We start from the raw sequence: 16,610 nt of genomic DNA, 5'->3' as shown, positions 1-16,610 counted from the left end.
TTGCGTGGCTATTCCGGGGCTGCGGCCGGCATCGGCGTGTGCAGCGTCCAGGCGTCGGTGACCTGCGTGGACACCCGGGTGTCGAGCGTCCAGCCGTGCTTGTCGGCGGCCGCCAGCAGTTCGCGTTCGGCGCTGCGCAGCCAAGGCCACTCGGTGGCCCAGTGGGCGGCGTCCAGCAGCGCCAGCGGGCTCGCCTCGCGGGCCTCGGAGACCGGGTGGTGCCGCAGGTCGGCGGTGAGATAGGCGTCGACGCCGGCCGCGCGGACCGCGTCGAAGAAGGAGTCGCCGGAGCCGCCGCAGACGGCGACCCGGCGCACCGGCGCGTCCGGGTCGCCCGCGGTGCGGACGCCCTGCACGGTGGCGGGGAGCCCGGCGGCGACCCGGGCGGCGAAGGCGGCGAGGGGTTCGGGCTCGGGCAGTTCGCCGATCCGTCCGGTGCCCCGGCGGCCGGCCGGGTCGGTCGGGTCGGGGATCAGCGGTCCGGTGACGCGCAGGCCGACGGTCTCGGCTAGGGCGTCGGAGACGCCGGGGTCGGCCGAGTCGGCGTTGGTGTGGGCGGTGAGCAGGGCGATCCCGTGCTTGATCAGGGTGTGCACGACGCGGCCCTTGAAGCCGGTGGCGGCGACCGAGGTGACTCCGCGCAGATACAGCGGATGGTGGGTGACCAGCAGGTCAGCGCCCCACTCCAGGGCCTCGTCGACCACTGCGGCGACCGGGTCCACGGCGAACATCACCCGGCCCACCCCGGCCTCCGGATCCCCGCAGACCAGCCCGACCGCGTCCCAGGACTCCGCCCTGGCGGGCGGGTAGAGCTCGTCGAACACGCTGAGGACGTCGGAGAGTATCGGCACCCGTCGAGATTACACGCAGGCCACCTGGCGAGGTCCCGTCCGGCTCGAGCCCGCCACCTCGGGGTTTCGCAGGGGTCCGGGGTGTCGCGCCCCGAAAAGTTGGAGCACGCAGGGCCAGTGCCGACCGCCCGTGCGCCGGGCGGCCCGGTGCCTGGGCTTACGCATACCTGCCCGTCCTTGGGCTCACCCCTTTGAGTGAAGGGGCAGCGATCCGTTCGGGTGCCGGGGGTGGCGTAAGTAGCGTCTGTGGTGCGGCGGGGGCGGCAACGCTCGGTTGGTCCCGGCTGCGGGCCCGCGGCTGGGAGCCGTTCGGGTCCGACCCCCATGACACCTGGTTGGTGACCTCCCATGACTGCGACACCTCTCACTCTCGTCGGCGCCTTCCCGCACACCAGGGCGGCACCCGCGCTGCGCCGGGTCGGCTTCACGTTCTCGGCCGGCGGCGGCTACGCGGCCTGCATGGCCTCCTCGGGCGAGGGCGGCTGGTACGTAGAAAGCTGGCGGCTGGACACGGCAAGCTGGCGGCTGGACACGGCAAACCGGCAGCTGGACACGGCGCCGACCGGGGACTCCGCGGAGCAGGTCGTCGGCGGCCTGATCGTCGGCGGCCTTGGCGGCGCCGATCCCGGCAGCGGCGCGACCGGCGGCGCCATACCCGTAGCGCTGCCGCAGGCCCCGGGCGCGGCTCCGGAGAGTCTGCGCTCGCAGCTGGTCTCGCTGCCCGACGGACGGGTGCTGATCTGCCGCCTCCACGGCGAGAGCCACGACCTGGTGGTGCGCACCCCTGCCTCGGTGCGGGAGACCTTCGTCGGCAGCCTGCGGATGCCGGGGCTGCGGCTGATGGCGCTGCCCGCGCCCGGTCCCGGCGCGCCGGTCGCGGTGGCGCTGGGCACCGACAGCCGCGCGGTGACCTCGGTCTGGCTGGTGAGCGCCGACGGCGGCGCGCAGCCGCAGCAGGTCGCGGAGTTCCCCGGGATGTCCGGCGGCGGGGTGTGGCTGGACCGGGGCGGGCGGATGCTGGCCCTGGACCACCTGGTGCCGGGCGCCGCCGGGGGATCCTCCGCGCCCACGGTCAAGACGGTGGTGCTGGATCTGGCGACGGGGACGGTCAGCCCCTTCCTGGAGCTGGCCCCGGGCAGCAACGACCGCCTGGTCGCCGCGGACCCGGAGAGCGGGCTGATCCTGGTGCGCAGCGACGCCCCGGGTCAGGACCGTCTCGGCTGGGGTGTCCTCGGCGAGGACCAGCCGCTGCGCTTCCCCGACTGCCTGCACCGGACCAGGGAGTTCCTGCGCCCGGTGGCGATCGAGCCGGGCCGCGCAGGGGTTCCCGCGAGTGAGCAGCGGGTGGCGTTGCAGGGCGACTGGGGCGCCGGCTCCACCCTGGCGGTCTGGCGGCCCTCGTCCGGGCAGCTGGAGACGCTGCCGGTGCCGGCCGGGCGGCTCGGCGGCGTGGGCCACTGGTCCGCGGCGGGGCTGCGGCTCCCCTACTCCTCCCCCGACCATCCGGCGGGCATCGCCACCGTGCAGGTGGACCGTCTGCTGGCAGGCCCGCCGGAGGCAGAGGACCCGGTGCCGACGATGCCGCTGCGGCTGGCCCCGCTGCAGGGCGGCGCCGCCGGGATGGGGAGCGTGATCCGGATACTCCCTTCGCCGCGGTCCCTCCGGGAGGGCCGGCTCCGTGCCGCGTCCGGCTGGCGGCTCGACGGCAGCGCCGCTCCGGGCGACGGCGGACGCTGGCACGGCGCCCGGGCGGTGGAACTCGCCGGGGCGGCCGGGCCGATGGAGGCCGTGGTCTACGGCGGGGACACCTGGCTGACGGCGCAACACCTCGTCGTCGCCCTGCACGGCGGCCCGGCGGACGCCTGGCGGCTGGAGTTCGATCCGGCCCTGCAGCGGATGGCCGGCGAGGGCCTGGCCGTGGTCGCCGTCAACCAGCGCGGCAGCACCGGCTACGGCGTGGAGTACGCACAGGCGCTGCAGAACGCCTGGGGCGGCCCCGACCTCGACGACGTGCTGGCGCTGCTGACGTCCGTCAGCGGCCAGCGGGCGGCGCTGGGACTTGAGCCGGCGTCACTCTTCGGGGTGAGCTACGGGGCGTTCCTGGCCCTGCTCGCCGCCTGTTCGGCGCCCGAGCAGGTCGCCCGCTGCGCCGTGGTCGCCCCGTTCCTGTCCGGCCCCCGGCTGCTGGCCGAGGCCGGCCCCGCCGTCCAGGCGCTGACGCAGCGTCTCGGCGGCACGCACGAACCGGAGGACGGCAGCGGCGCGCGGGACGTCCTGCGGATGTGCCACCGGCTGACCGCGCCACTGCTGGTGGTGCACGGCGACCGGGACGAGGTGGTGCCGGTGTCGCAGTCGCGCACGTTGCGTCAGGAACTGCTGCGGATGGGGCACACGGAGAGTGCCGACTTCCGCTATGTGGAAGCGGCGGGGGCCGGGCACGAGGTGCTGGCCGAGGACGGCGCGCCGGTGCTGCACGAGCTGCTGGCGAGCTTCCTGCGGACCGGGCGCCCGACCTGACGGCGGCCGGAACCGCGCCTGACAGCCCGTACCGGCGAGTACCGATCGTGCACCCTTTGTTACCGACCCGACAGGACCTGGGCAGGGTCCATTGCATAGGGTGATCACGACAGATGACGTAACAAAGGCATTGAAGCTCACACAACGGAGAGACGACTTCTCATGTCAGATGCCCTCACAGACATCACTGAGAACCGCCTGGACGCTGCTCCGGGGGATACACACGACCAGTTCGACACCGCGGGCAAACACCGCGGCTCGGTGGCCGACGACGATGTGGAGGGCCGACGCGAACCGGCCGGCCACGGCCGCCACCGCCGGGTGCTGCACAACGGGATGTCGGCCGACTGACCGGCACGACAACGAGCCTGCGGCACGGCGACAGAGGGACCCGACGGTCCGTCAGTCCCCGTGCCGCAGGCCCAGGACCGCGAGGCTGGCGTAGCCGTCGCCCGGGGTGCGCCCCTGGTAGAAGGGGCTGAGCAGGTCGTCCAGCTCGGCCGGGGTGAACAGGTCCTTGGCCGTGTCGAACTTCGCCAGCACCGGCGGCGACCCGAGCACCGCCACCATCCCGCCGTGCGCCACGAACAGCTGGCCGTTGACCCGCTCTGCGGCGGGCGAGGCGAGATAGCCGACCAGCGGTGACACATGCTCGGGCGCCAGCGGGTCGAGCCCCTGCTCAGGAGCGCCCATCGACCCAACGAACACATCGTCGGTCATCCTGGTGCGCGCCCGCGGGCAGATCACATTGGACGTCACCCCGTAGCGGGCCAGCGCCGAGGCGCAGCTCAGGGTCAGTCCGACGATGCCGCCCTTGGCGGCCGCGTAGTTGGGCTGCCCGGCCGAGCCGGCCACGAACGCCTCCGAGGAGGTGTTGACGATCCGTCCGTACACCGGCCCGCCTGTGGCCTTGGAGCGCTCGCGCCAGTGCGCGGCGGCGAAGCGGGTCGTCGCGAAGTGGCCCTTGAGGTGGACGTGGAGGACCGAGTCCCACTCCTCCTCCGACATCGAGAAGACCATCCGGTCCCGCAGGATGCCCGCGTTGTTGACCAGGATGTCGAGCTGCCCGTAGGTGTCCACCGCAAGGTCGACCAGGGCGCGGGCGGCGTCCAGGTCGGCGACGTCGCCGTAGTGAGCCACCGCCCGGCCGCCCTCGGCGACGATCTCCGCGACGGTCTCGTCCGCAGGGGTGGCCGAGGCCCCGCCGCTGCCGTCCCGGCCGGGCGCGCCGAAGTCGTTGACCACGACGTTGGCGCCGAGCCTGGCCAGTTCCAGTGCCTCGGCGCGGCCGAGACCGCGGCCCGCACCGGTGACGATCGCGGTCCTGCCGGAGAGAGAGGTGCTCATGCCGGGGTGACTCCTTCTCAGTGGCCGTGCTACGGAGATCGTGCTGCAGAGGCTTCAGAGGTCGATGACGGTGCGGAGGGCCTCGCCGCTGCGCATCTGCTGCACCGCGTCGTTGATCCCCTCCAGCCGGACGTGGTGGGTCACCATGCCTTCCAGGTCCAGCCGCCCGGCCCGCCACAGGTCGATGACGGTGCGGTAGCCGCGGAGCACGTCGGTGCCGCCGTAGAGGGAGGGCAGGATGCGCTTCTCGTTGAAGAACAGCTCGAACATGTTGAACTGCACCATGTCGTCCATGGCCCCCGCGCCGACCACGACCAGAGCGCCACCGCGCCGCACCGCGTCGTACGCCGCCCTGACCGTGGCCGACCTGCCGACCACCTCGAAGGCGTAGTCGAAGCCCTCGCCGCCGGTCAGCCGCTGCTGCGCCTCGGCCAGCCCCTCGGGCGCCACCGCCTCGGTCGCCCCGAACCGCAGCGCCCACTCGCGGCGGGCCGGGACCGGGTCCACGGCGACGATCTGCGCCGCGCCCGCGACCCTGGCGCCCTGGATCGCGGCGATGCCCACGCCGCCGCAGCCGATGACCACCACCGAGGACCCCGGTTCGACCTTGGCGGTGTGGATCGCCGCGCCCACGCCCGTGGTCACCCCGCAGCCGATCAGCGCGCCGACCTCGAAGGGCACGTCGTCGGGCAGTTTCACCGCGCAGCCGGCCGCGACGACGCTCTCCTCCGCGAACGTCCCGGTGCCGGAGAAGCCGAAGATGTCGGTGCCGTCGTGGTGGTAGTTGGGGCTGCCCATGTTGGCGAAACCGGCGAGACAGAGGTTGCCCTCGCCCCGGACGCAACTGGGACAGCTGCCACAGGGCGGCATCCAGCAGACGACCACATGGTCGCCGACGGCCAGTCCCTCGACACCCGCGCCGACCTCGGTCACCTCGCCCGCGCCCTCGTGGCCCGGCACGAAGGGGGCGGGCTGTGGCAGCACGCCGCTCATCGCGGACAGGTCAGAGTGGCACAGACTGGCCGCCCGCAACCGGACCCTGACCTTGCCGGGGCCCACCTCGGGGAGGGTGACCCCCTCGTGGACCTCCAGCTTCTCCTGACCTGTCTCGTGCAGGACTGCTGCGCGCATGGCTGCTCCCCTGGGGCTGATGCGGATCGGACGAGCGGATCGGACGAGTCGACGTTCAGTAGAGTTCCGTGGCAGTTCAGTGGTAGGTGATGACGGTGTCGGCGAGGACCGGCGCGTCGGCCCGGTCGACCGAGGTCGCGGAGACCACGAGCCTGCCGCCGCCCTCGTCCCAGACCCGGATCCGGAGGGTCTCGCCGGGGAAGAAGATCCCGGCGAAGCGGGTGCTGTAGCTGAGGACGCGGCTCGCGTCGCCGCCGAGGACGGTGTCCACCACGGCTTTGAGGGTGGTCCCGTACGAGCAGAGACCGTGCAGGATGGGGCGGTCGAAGCCGGCCAGCTTGGCGAAGTCGGGGTCGGCGTGCAGCGGGTTCCAGTCGCCGGAGAGCCGGTAGAGCAGCGCCTGGTCGTGACGTACCGGGACCTCGCGCTCCCACTCCGGCGCCCGTTCGGGCGGGACGATGCGGTTGCTCTCGCCGCGCTCGCCGCCGAAGCCGCCCTCGCCGCGGACGAAGACCTCGGTGTCGGTGGTCCACAGCGGGCCCGCCTCGTCGGCGGCCTCGCCGCGCATGACCAGGACGGCCGCCTTGCCCTTGTCGTACGCCGCGGCGAGTCGGCTGGTGAGGACGGCGCGGCCCTCGACCGGGACCGGCCGGTGCAACTCGATCCGCTGGCCGCCGTGCAGCACCTGGGCGAGGTTGATGTCCAGCCCGGGCAGGGTGAACACACCCGCCTTGGCCAGGCCGCCGCCGGCGACGGTCACGAAGCTGGGGAGGACCTGGAGGTCCTTCTCGTAGGTGTAGCGGAGTTCGTCCGGGTCGGTCGCCGGGTGCTGGGCTCCGGCGCCGACGCCCAGGTGGTACAGCAGGACGTCCTTGGCCTCCCAGGCGAGATCGGTGGTGCGCGGCGGGGCCGCGAGTGCCGTGGCGGCGTCGATGGGCATCAGTCCTGCTCTCCTCTTGTCTTGCCTGCCTCGTGCCTTGCGTGTCTCTAATCCTGCTGGTCCTGCCGGTCCTTCCGGCCCTGCCGGTTGGTGGACCCCGACGCGTCCGTCCGCACCGTCGTACGCGTCGGGGCCGCTCTGCGCGGGTCGCGGCTCCGTGGGACGGCCGCACCCGCGAGTCTGTTGGTCGAGCTCCTGCTGGAGCTCCTGTTCGCACCTTAGTAGAACGTGTTTCACCTGACTCACCGTCAGGTATAACGCATCGCGCGGCCCTTGAGAACTCCCCCGAGCCACCGGACCGGCCGCCGGCATGTCAGCGCCGCAGCATGGTCACCACCGCGGCACCGCCCAGCCCGATGTTGTGGGCCAGGCCCACCCTCGCGCCCGCGACCTGCCGCTCCTCCGCCTCGCCGCGCAGCTGCCACACCAGCTCGGCGCACTGCGCCAACCCGGTGGCCCCCAGCGGATGCCCCTTGGAGATCAATCCCCCGGACGGGTTCACCACCCACCGCCCGCCGTAGGTCGTCGCACCCTCGGCGACCAGCTTTCCACTCTCCCCGTCCGCGCACATGCCCAGCGCCTCGTAGGTCAGCAGCTCGTTGACGGAGAAGCAGTCATGCAACTCGACCACGTCCACGTCCTCGATGCCGAGCCCCGACTGCTCGTACACCGCCAGCGCCGCGGCCCGGCTCATCGGCTTGCCGACGACGTCGATGGACGATCCGGAGGCGAAACTGGACTCGGTGTCGGTGGTCATCGCCTGGCCCAGGATCTCCACGGCACGGTCATGCAGGCCGTGCTGCTCCACGAACCGCTCCGAGACGACCACGGCCGCCGCCGCGCCGTCCGAGGTGGGCGAGCACTGGAGCTTGGTCAGCGGCTCGTGGATGGTCCTGGACGCCAGCACCTCCTCCAGGGTGCAGCTGTCGCGGAACTGGGCCCGGGGGTTGGCGGCGGAGTGGCGGTGGTTCTTCACCCCGACCAGGGCCAGCTGCTCCGCGGTGGTGCCGTAGCGCTCCATGTGCTCCCGGGCGGCATTGCCGAAGATCTGCGCGGTCGGCGGTGTCGCCGCGAAGCCGTGCCTGGCCGCCATCACCCCGTAGTGCCGCGCCACCGGGCTGGTCGAGAAGTCACCGGCCCCCGCACCCGCGCCGAGCGCGCCGCGGCTCATCTTCTCGAAGCCCAGCGCGAGGACGCAGTCGCTGATCCCGCCCGCGACGAACTGACGGGCCATCATCAGCGCCGAGGAGCCGGTGGCGCAGTTGTTGTTGACGTTGTAGACCGGGATCCCGGTCAGGCCCAGCTCGTACACGGCCCGCTGTCCGGCTGTCGACTGCTGCTGGCAGTACCCCACCGGCGCCTGCTCGACCAGCGCGTAGTCGATCCCGGCGTCGGCCAGCGCGGCCTGCCCCGCCTCGCGGGCCATGTCCCAGTACTGCCAGTCCCGGCTCTCCGGCTTCTCGAAGTTCGTCATGCCGACGCCGACGAGGTAGCTCTTTCCAGGCATTGCCTCACTCCTCCGGTCCATGGTGGTCATGGTCACTCCCTCGACGGCGGTCAGTCCCTCGGCAGACCGAGGATCCGCTCCGCCACGACATTCAGCTGCACCTGCGTGGTGCCGCCCGCGATGGTCAGGCAGCGCGACATCAGGAAGGCCCGCGCCGCCTGCCCGCCCACGCCTTCGGCCACCGCGCCCGCCGGACCGCACAGCTCCAGCGCCAGTTCGGCGACCTGCTGGGCGTGCGGAGCGGACACCAGCTTGCGGACGCTGGCGCCGGGCCCGGGGTCGAGACCGTCCAGGCTGCTCAGCGCCGTCCTGAGGTCGATGCAGGTCAGCACGCGCTCGACGGCGACCAGTCGGCCCAGCCTGGCCCTGCGGTCGCCGTCCGCGCCCGGCAGCGCCAGTAGCCTGCGCACCGCATCGGCGGTCGGACTGGAGTCCGCCATATGCACCCGCTCATGGCCCAGCGTGTGCCTGGCCACCCGCCACCCGCCGTCGACCTCGCCGACCACGGCATCGGGAGGAAGGGTCACGCCGTCGAGGAAAACCTCGTTGAAGACCGAATCGCCGGTGAGCTCGCGCAGCGGCCGGATGTCGATTCCAGGAGTCGTCTTCATATCGACAAGGAAGTAGGTCAACCCCTGATGCTTGGGCCGGTCCGGCGAGGTCCGCGCCAGCAGGATCCCGAAGTCGGCGGTGCGGGCACTCGACGTCCACACCTTCTGCCCGTCCACCCGCCAACGTCCGTCCGGCAGCCGGACGGCGCGGGTGCGCAACGACGCCAGATCCGAGCCCGCTTCGGGCTCGGAGAAGAGTTGACACCAGGTCAGGTCGCCCTTGAGCGTCGGCATCACAAAGCGCTCGCGCTGCTCGGCTGTGCCATGGGCGACGATCGAGGGCACCACCCAGGTGCCGATGGTGAGATCGGGCAGCACCACCCCCGCCGCCCGCAGCTCCTGCTCCACCACCAACTGCCGCAGCGCGTCGGCCCCCAGCCCGTAGGGCGGCGGCAGATGCGGAGCCGTCCAGCCACCCGGAGCCAGCCTGCGCCGCTGCTCGGCCGGCTCAAGCCCCTGCACGGCAGCTGCGGCGGCACGCGGCGCAGGACGGAACTCCTCAGCCTCGGGCGGCAGTTCCAACACCGGCCGGTCCAACCCATGCCCCGCGGCAAACCCCGCCACCCGCCCGTACAGCGAGGCCCGGGACCCGGACTCCGCCCCGGACCCGAACCCCAGGAGCTGACGCAACGTCACTGCCCGCCGCAGCCGCAGATGCGCCGGATGCTCCCAGGTGAACCCGATACCGCCGAGGACCTGGATGCAGTCCTTGGCGTTCTCGACCGCCGCCTCCATCGCGAGCACAGCCGCGACCGCCGCGGCCAGCGGCTCCGGGTCGCGCGCCGCCTGCCAGGTCGCGGCCCTCGCCGCCTCGGCACGGACCAGCATCCAGGCGCAGAGGTGCTTGACCGCCTGGAACTGCCCGATCGGCCGCCCGAACTGCTCGCGGACCCTGGCATGGCCGACGGCCGCGTCCAGCGCCCACCCCGCGATCCCGCAGGCCTCCGCCGCCAGGACCACCGACGCGAGCGAACCGACCCGCTCGCCGTCCACCGCGAGCCGCTGCTCCTCGCTGAGCAGCAGTCCGCCGGCCCCGGCCCCGACTGTCGCGAGCCCCCGGGTCAGGTCCAGCGCCGGCAGCGGACGTACCGTCAACACCGCAGCGTCCACCGCGAACCAGGCGGACTCCCCGCCCTCCAGCATGGCGGCGAGCAACACCACATCAGCCTCGTCGCCCCCGAGGACCGGTCCGGCGTCCCCGCTCAGCCGCCATCCCCCGGGGACAGGCTCGGCACACAGCCCGCCGGGCTCCAGGGCGACCGCCCCGGTGCAGCTCCCGTCGGCCAATCCGGTCAACCGACGCTTGGCCTCCGCCCCACCGGCGGCGGCGAGCACAGTGGACGCAAGCACCGTCGGCAGATAGGCACCCGGCAGTACGGCACGCCCTGCCTCCTCCACAACCACGGCCAGGTCCAGCAGATCTCCCCCGCCCCCGCTGTACTCACCGGCCAGGTGCAGTCCCAACAACCCCTGCCCAACCAATCCGCCCCACCACGCCGCCCGCCCGGAGGGCACCCGCACCTTCCCATCCTCCGCGAGCCCATCCCGCACGACCTCCGGTGAAACCTCGCGCTCCAACCACCCCCGCACGGCCGCCTGCACCTGGCGATGGTCCTCGCTGATCCCTATGGCCATGCGCTCCCCCTCGACTCCGGTCGCCCTGGCGGCCCACGCGCTCCAGCAATCTGACGCATCGTCAGATTAGAACCCGCCGCACCTTTCGGAAACCCCGCCCCGCAGAACCGTCCCGGAGCGGGAGCCTTCGCGACCACAGAGAGCCCGGCGGCAACCACTCGACGCGGAACGTTCGACGAGGGCGCGGGCAGCGCTCCACAGCTGCAACGGCAGCGTGTGGCGGGGCGAGTTGGCCGCCGTTTCCCGGGCTCCGCCCGGAAAGATGCGGCTCCGCCGCGCAACTGGTGCAGGGGGCGGGGTCGCTCTGGCGCGGAGCGTTTCGCGGTGGGCGGGGGTAGCGCTCCACGCTTGCAACGGCAGCGTGTGGCGGGGCGCATCTCCCGCCGCTTCCCGGGCTCGCGCCCGGAAGGAAGCGGCTCCGCCGTGCGACAGGGGCCGGGGGCGGGGCCCCACGATTGCAACGGCAGCGTCGGATGGGGCGAGTTGAGCGCCGTTTCCCGGGCTCCGCCCGGACCGAAGCGGCTCCGCCGCGCGACAACGGCCGGGGGCGGCCGGGGCCTGGCGCGGAGCGTGCGGCGGGGGCGCGGGGCGGGGCGAGTTCACCGTTTTGGGGTCACTCGACCTACTTTGGGGTCACTCTTTCGACGCCATATCGGACATAGCGGTCACAATTCGTCGGACGAGTGACCCTAAAGTAGGTCGAGTGACCCCAAAACGGGGGATCAGGGCGAACCGGGGTCACTTCGGGACAAGATGTCACTTGATCATGCCGTTATGCCCGATTCATTCCGGTATTCTTGTACCAAAAGTGACCCGGTGTACGAAAAGTGACCCCGGTTCAGCCGAAGACACACAGAAGGAACGTTTCTGCAGCCCGGCCCCGGCGCGCCACCCGGCAACGCACGCCCCACCACCCCCTCCCCTCCGCGCAGTTGGCCGCGAGCGACAGCGAGCCACCCCAGCCCGGGACCAACCATCGCGCCCCACGGAGGCGACGGACGGCCAGCGGGAGCGAACGCGCACGTCAGAGACGGCGTCGGGACGGGGGCTCGGCCGCGAGACGGCCCGCCGGCGGCGACGCCCCGCCTCCCCCGCGAACCGTCCTCCAGTAGGGTCCCCCGAGTACGTACGGCCACAACCACAGAGGAGAAGCGGCGAGCATGACGGACACCGACACAGCGGCCACCACCGGTGCGCCCTCGGCCGCCGTACTCGGGGCGTTCGAGGCGGCGACCGGGTTCATGCCTGTGAACGAGGGGCTGGCGCTGTACGCGGCGGGTGCCGCTGCCGCGGCTGGGACCGGGTTGCCGCTGCTGGAGGTGGGGAGCTACTGCGGGCGCTCCACTATCCTGCTCGCCGATGCCGCTCGGCGGGCGGGCGTGGTCACGCTGACCGTGGACCACCACCGTGGCTCGGAGGAGCAGCAGCCCGGCTGGGAGTACCACGACGCTTCGCTGGTCGACCCCGAAGTCGGCCGGATGGACACCCTGCCGCGGTTCCGCCGTACCCTGCACGCGGCCGGCCTCGAAGACCATGTGATCGCCCTGGTGGGACGGTCCCCGCAGGTGGCGGCCGTGTGGGGCGCTCCGCTGGGCCTGGTGTTCATCGACGGCGGTCACACCGACGAGCACGCCACCGGCGACTACGAGGGCTGGACGCCGCACCTGGCCCCGGGCGGTCTGCTGGTGGTCCACGATGTGTTCCCGGATCCCGCCGACGGCGGGCAGGCCCCGTACCGGGTGTATCTGCGTGCGCTCGCCGAGGGTTTCACCGAGGTGTCGGTGACAGGTTCGCTGCGGGTGCTGCGGCGGGGCTGAGGTCGTACCAGCTCATCCCCTTTGTGGCACTGATCACAGGCAAGCTCCGCTCGCCCGAGTCGGGCTTCGGTACGGTTGCGGGAACAGTCGCGCACGCGGGAGGCGGGAGGGACCGGCAATGACCGAACCGGAGGAGAGCGCGCCCGCGGTGTGGGACCCGACAGCCAGGAACGGGGCGGGCGGCTGGGTCCGCCGTCGCGACCCGGCGACGGCGGCGATGTGGCAGAAGCCGGAGACGGCTGAACCCTCGACGACCCCGAGCCCGGAGGCGCAGTCGCCGGAGGCCGGGCCCGCCGACGACCCGAGGGCCGCGTCCGACCTGTCACCCCCGCCCGTCCCGCCGCCTGCCGTCCCACCAAGCACGCCGACCCTGCCCACTCAGGGGGATGCGTCGGGTCCCGCCTCCGGTCCCGCCTCCGGTCCCGCCTCCGCCCCCCGCGACGACGGAGACGAGCCGACCTCCGTCATACCCCCGCTGCCGAGCGTGCCGCCGCGCACCGAGTTCGATCAGCCGCTGGGCCGTCCCTACGTCCCCACGGCCAAGGACCTTCCGAAGGTCATGGAGCCCCAGGCGCCCCAGGCATCCCGGCCGCCCCAACTGCCCCAGGCGCCCCGGACGCCTCCGGCCCCCCAGGCGCCGCCGACCGCACCCGGGGCCGGGTACGGCTACCCGCCGCCCGGTTACCCGCAGTCTCGCTACAGCGCGCCCGGCTACGGCGCGCCGGGCTACCGCGCTCCGGGAGCCCCGGGAGCCCCGGCCGCGCCCTCCTACGGCCCGCCCCCCGGTGCTCCCGGCGGACCCCCGGCCTCCTACCAGGGCGCGACGATGCCCGGCCAGGAGTTCCGGGGGCCCAACCAGCAGCCCGGCCAGCCCCCGGTCTACCCGATCCAGCCGCACCAACAGCAGTACGGCCAGCCTCCGGCGTACCCCGGTAGCGCCGGTGCCCCCGGCGACCCCAGCAGCGGTGACGGCAACGGGGACGGCGGCCGGAGGAACCTCCCGCTGCTGATCGCGCTGGTCGTCGTGGTCGCCGCGCTGCTGGGTGTGGGCGTGGTCTGGGGTCTCGGGCTGACCAAGAACAAGCAGGCATCGAGCCGGACCTCAACGCCACCGGTGGCCACCAGCGGCGCCGTGCCGAGCGCATCGTCGACCGGCTCGGCCTCGCAGAGCGCCGGTCCCTCCGACTCGGCCTCGGCCAGCCAGTCCGCGAGCCCGTCGGCGACGGACACAGCGAAGGCCAAGTCGCAGGCCGCCGCCGTCGACCAGTTGCTGGCGAACTCGACGAGCTCTCGTGCCCAGGTCTCCAACGCCGTCCAGGCAGTCGACAACTGCACCGACTACGCCTCGGTCTCCAACGCGCAGAGCGTGCTGACCCAGGCCGCCCAGGCCCGCCAGACGCTCTCCCAGCAAGCGGCCTCGCTCGACGTGTCGCAGCTCCCAGCCGGGGCTGCCGCCGCGATGAAGACGCTGAGCCGTGCCTGGTCGGAGTCGGCCGCCGCCGACACCGACTTCGCCAACTGGGCCGGGGCGATGGCCAACGGCGGCTGCTCCCCCGGCAACGCGCCGCACAACACCGATTGGAACAACGGTTTGAGTCAGAGCACCTCCGCCACCACCGACAAGAAGAGCTTCGTCGCGGCCTGGAACCCGATCGCGACCCAGTACGGACTGGCGACAAGGACAGACGGTGAGATCTGAACACCCGCTCGACCACTACGACGCCCCGGAGCAGCGCCCCCACCGGGCCCGAGCAGCGACGGCCGCGATGGTCCTGGCCGCCCTGGTACCGCTGGGGTTCGCCGGCTGGCTGGGCTGGAAGGCCGTCGCCGGATCCCAGGACGCTGGGCACAGTGTGGCCGTGGGCGATGTCACCGCCCCCGCTCTCGCCCCCGTGCAGCAGGGAGCGCAGGCAGGGGGCTCGTCCTCGTCGGCGGCCTCGTCGGCGTCTTCCTCAGCGGCCGCCTCCGGGAGCACAGGTTCGTCCGCCTCTGCCTCAACGCCCAACTCCGCCTCCAGCGCCGCCACTGCCGCCGCCAAGGTTCCGGCCTCGTCAGCGCACCCCCTCTCCGGAAAGACCGTGGTGATCGACCCGGGCCACAACCCCGACAACGGCAAGTACGCCAGTGAGATAAACAAGCTGGTCCAGATCGGCAACGGCAGCACCACCTGCGACACCACCGGCACCGAGACCGACAGCGGCTACCTGGAGGCCGACTTCACCCTGGACGTGGCCCGGCGGGCCCGCACCCTCCTGGAGGCCGAGGGCGCCAAGGTGGTGTTCACCCAGGACGGGAACACGGCCTGGGGACCGTGCGTCACCCAGCGTGCCGCCATCGGCAACGCCGCCCACGCCGATGCGGCGATCTCCATCCACGGCGACGGAGCCGGGGCGAGCGACCGCGGCTTCCATGTGATCCTCCCGGCCGCCGTGGACCAGGGCGGCGCCGACAACCGCGCCATCGTCGCCCCCTCCCGCACCCTGGGCCTCGACGTCCGCTCGGCGTTCCACAGCGTGACCGGCGAGCCCTTCGCCAACTACATCAGCGGCGGGTCGGGCCTCGACGTCCGCAGCGACCTGGGCGGATTGAACATGTCGACGGTTCCGAAGATCTTCATCGAGTGCGGCAACATGCGCAACGCCACCGACGCCAAGGAGATGACCTCGGCGTCCTGGCGGCAGCTCGCCGCCCAGGGGGTCGTGAACGGGATCACCGCCTACCTGGAGAGCGGCAACTGACGGAGTGTACGCCCCGGCCCCCCTCGGACCCGTCACGGACCCGCCACGAACCCGTCACGTCAGCACCACCGTCACCGGCAGTGACTTTGACGCGCACACGAAACCGGAATGATCCAGACGTCTCCTTCAAAGCCCGAACACCGTACGCTATGGGCGGTCCAAGCTTTCGCCCAACCAATCACGAGAGGGCTCTCACGGTGAACCCCAGAACCGTCACCAGGGGAGATGCGGCGGTCGCGGCTGCGGCACTCCTATTGCTGATCTCCTCGTTCCTGCCCTACTACAGCGCCGACTGCGGCAGCGCCGGCAGTTGCACCGCAAACGCCTGGCACGGCGGCTTCTTCCCGCTGCTGCCCGCGGTGTTCCTGCTGGGCGTGATCGGCGCGGCACTGGTGCTGGCCGGTCGGCTGCTGCCGCAGGCGCCCAAGGTCGCGGGAATCGAACTGGCGCACTGGGGCACGGTCCTGACGGTCGCGGCGCTCTGGTCGTCGCTGTGGTCGCTGTTCTCCACCCCGTCGCCGCTGCTGAGTCACTCGTTCGGGGCCTACCTCGGCTTCCTGTTCGCGCTGCTGCTCGCCGGTGCCGCGCTCGCGACACCGCTGCTGCCCGCGCTCGCCCTGCCGCTGACCACCGCGTCGCCGACGGCGCCGCAGCAGATGACCGGCCCCGGCGGCTATCCGACGTACGGTCAGCCCGGCCGGCCCGGCCAGCCGATGCAGCAGCAGCCCTACCAGCCGCAGCCCGGCCAGCAGTTCCACCACGGTCAGCCGGTGCAGCAGGCCCAGCCGGGCCAGCCCTTCAGCGGACCGATCTCGCCGGCCCCCGCCCCCGGGCCGAACCCGGCCCAGGCCTACCAGCCGCAGCCCAGCGGCTACGGCTACCCGCAGCCCACCGCGGCGGCCCCCGCACCGGCCGCGACCCCGCAGGACGCCCCGCCCGTCGAGCGCGAGGACAACGCGACGGCGCTGCTCACCCCGGTGGTGAAGCCGCAGTCCTCCGCCGCCGCGGAGGAGCAGGCCGCCGAGCAGAGGTCTCCGGAGGCCGCCGCACCCGCTCAGCCGCACAGCCTGGAGAAGGAGGCGGCCGCCCAGCCCGAGCCCGCCCCCGCTGCGGAGACCCCGGCCGCTCCGGCGTTCGCGCCGTTCTGGTTCGCCGTTCCCGCACCCCGTGCGCTGGCTCCGGAGGGTGCTTCCGACGGCCCGTCCGTCGGGGAGCTGGTCCCCGGCACCTGGTACCTGGCCATCGCGCAGCGCGGCGACGCCCTGCTCACCCAGACCCAGGAGGGCAAGCGCGGCCTGCTGTCCGACACCTCGGGCATCCAGCGCGGCTGACGCCCTGCGCATGAAGCGCGAAAAGCGCGGGAAGCGCGGGAAGCCGCCGACGAAGACGGGCGCGGGGGGGGGGCGGGGCCCCCGGGCCCGCCCCCCCCCCCGGGGGGGGGCCGCCCCCCCCCCCCCCCCCCCCCCCCCCCCCAAAACCCCCCCCCCCCCCCCCGCTTTGGGGGGCCCCCCCGCGC

At 72.9% G+C, this 16,610-nt stretch carries 12 protein-coding genes; 6 read left to right on the top strand and 6 right to left on the bottom strand.

What is annotated here, in order from left to right; all coding sequences use genetic code 11:
* Positions 1-8 precede the first annotated feature (8 nt).
* Entirely contained in the window at positions 9-851 is an 843-nt protein-coding gene (locus ABH941_RS37700; RefSeq protein ID WP_370135431.1) for a Nif3-like dinuclear metal center hexameric protein, read from the bottom strand.
* Between the two features lie 348 nt (positions 852-1,199).
* Between ABH941_RS37700 and ABH941_RS37695 the strand changes: the two genes are divergently transcribed.
* Together ABH941_RS37695 and ABH941_RS37690 are read left to right on the top strand one after the other, a co-directional pair.
* On the top strand, positions 1,200-3,368 hold the full coding sequence (locus tag ABH941_RS37695; protein WP_370135428.1) for an alpha/beta hydrolase family protein: 2,169 nt from the start codon (positions 1,200-1,202) through the stop codon (positions 3,366-3,368).
* A 162-nt stretch (positions 3,369-3,530) separates the two neighbouring features.
* A complete protein-coding gene (locus ABH941_RS37690; protein WP_370135425.1) occupies positions 3,531-3,719 on the top strand; it encodes a hypothetical protein in 189 nt (62 codons plus the stop codon).
* A 51-nt stretch (positions 3,720-3,770) separates the two neighbouring features.
* Here the strand turns inward: ABH941_RS37690 and ABH941_RS37685 are convergent, their stop codons facing one another.
* The 5 genes from ABH941_RS37685 to ABH941_RS37665 all read right to left on the bottom strand — a co-directional run bounded on the left by ABH941_RS37685 (position 3,771) and on the right by ABH941_RS37665 (position 10,539).
* Entirely contained in the window at positions 3,771-4,715 is a 945-nt protein-coding gene (locus ABH941_RS37685; RefSeq protein WP_370135422.1) for a 3-oxoacyl-ACP reductase, read from the bottom strand.
* Positions 4,716-4,769: 54 nt separating this feature from the next.
* Complete coding sequence (locus tag ABH941_RS37680) at positions 4,770-5,846, bottom strand: Zn-dependent alcohol dehydrogenase (protein ID WP_134009988.1); 1,077 nt, start codon at positions 5,844-5,846, stop codon at positions 4,770-4,772.
* Between the two features lie 76 nt (positions 5,847-5,922).
* On the bottom strand, positions 5,923-6,786 hold the full coding sequence (locus ABH941_RS37675; protein ID WP_370135419.1) for a MaoC/PaaZ C-terminal domain-containing protein: 864 nt from the start codon (positions 6,784-6,786) through the stop codon (positions 5,923-5,925).
* Between the two features lie 313 nt (positions 6,787-7,099).
* A complete protein-coding gene (locus ABH941_RS37670) occupies positions 7,100-8,293 on the bottom strand; it encodes a lipid-transfer protein (protein ID WP_370135417.1) in 1,194 nt (397 codons plus the stop codon).
* A 50-nt stretch (positions 8,294-8,343) separates the two neighbouring features.
* Positions 8,344-10,539, bottom strand: coding sequence for an acyl-CoA dehydrogenase (locus ABH941_RS37665; protein WP_370135413.1), 2,196 nt, complete (start codon positions 10,537-10,539; stop codon positions 8,344-8,346).
* A 1,160-nt stretch (positions 10,540-11,699) separates the two neighbouring features.
* On the opposite strand from ABH941_RS37665, the gene ABH941_RS37660 reads away from it, so the two are divergent.
* From ABH941_RS37660 to ABH941_RS37645, 4 genes are all read left to right on the top strand, one after another.
* Entirely contained in the window at positions 11,700-12,356 is a 657-nt protein-coding gene (locus ABH941_RS37660; protein ID WP_370135410.1) for a class I SAM-dependent methyltransferase, read from the top strand.
* 118 nt (positions 12,357-12,474) lie between these two features.
* Complete coding sequence (locus ABH941_RS37655; protein ID WP_370135407.1) at positions 12,475-14,055, top strand: hypothetical protein; 1,581 nt, start codon at positions 12,475-12,477, stop codon at positions 14,053-14,055.
* Positions 14,045-15,094 (top strand): N-acetylmuramoyl-L-alanine amidase, encoded by a 1,050-nt coding sequence (locus ABH941_RS37650; RefSeq protein ID WP_370135403.1) that lies wholly within the window; start codon positions 14,045-14,047, stop codon positions 15,092-15,094. Before ABH941_RS37655 ends, ABH941_RS37650 begins: the two co-directional genes overlap by 11 nt.
* Before the next feature lie 197 nt (positions 15,095-15,291).
* Positions 15,292-16,425: a hypothetical protein gene (locus tag ABH941_RS37645; RefSeq protein WP_370135400.1), complete on the top strand. Its 1,134-nt coding sequence runs from the start codon at positions 15,292-15,294 to the stop codon at positions 16,423-16,425.
* Positions 16,426-16,610: the final 185 nt, after the last annotated feature.

It is taken from the genome of Streptacidiphilus sp. EB103A (genome assembly GCF_041261405.1).
Taxonomy (GTDB): domain Bacteria; phylum Actinomycetota; class Actinomycetes; order Streptomycetales; family Streptomycetaceae; genus Streptacidiphilus.
This window is presented reverse-complemented; position numbering and strand designations above follow the sequence as displayed.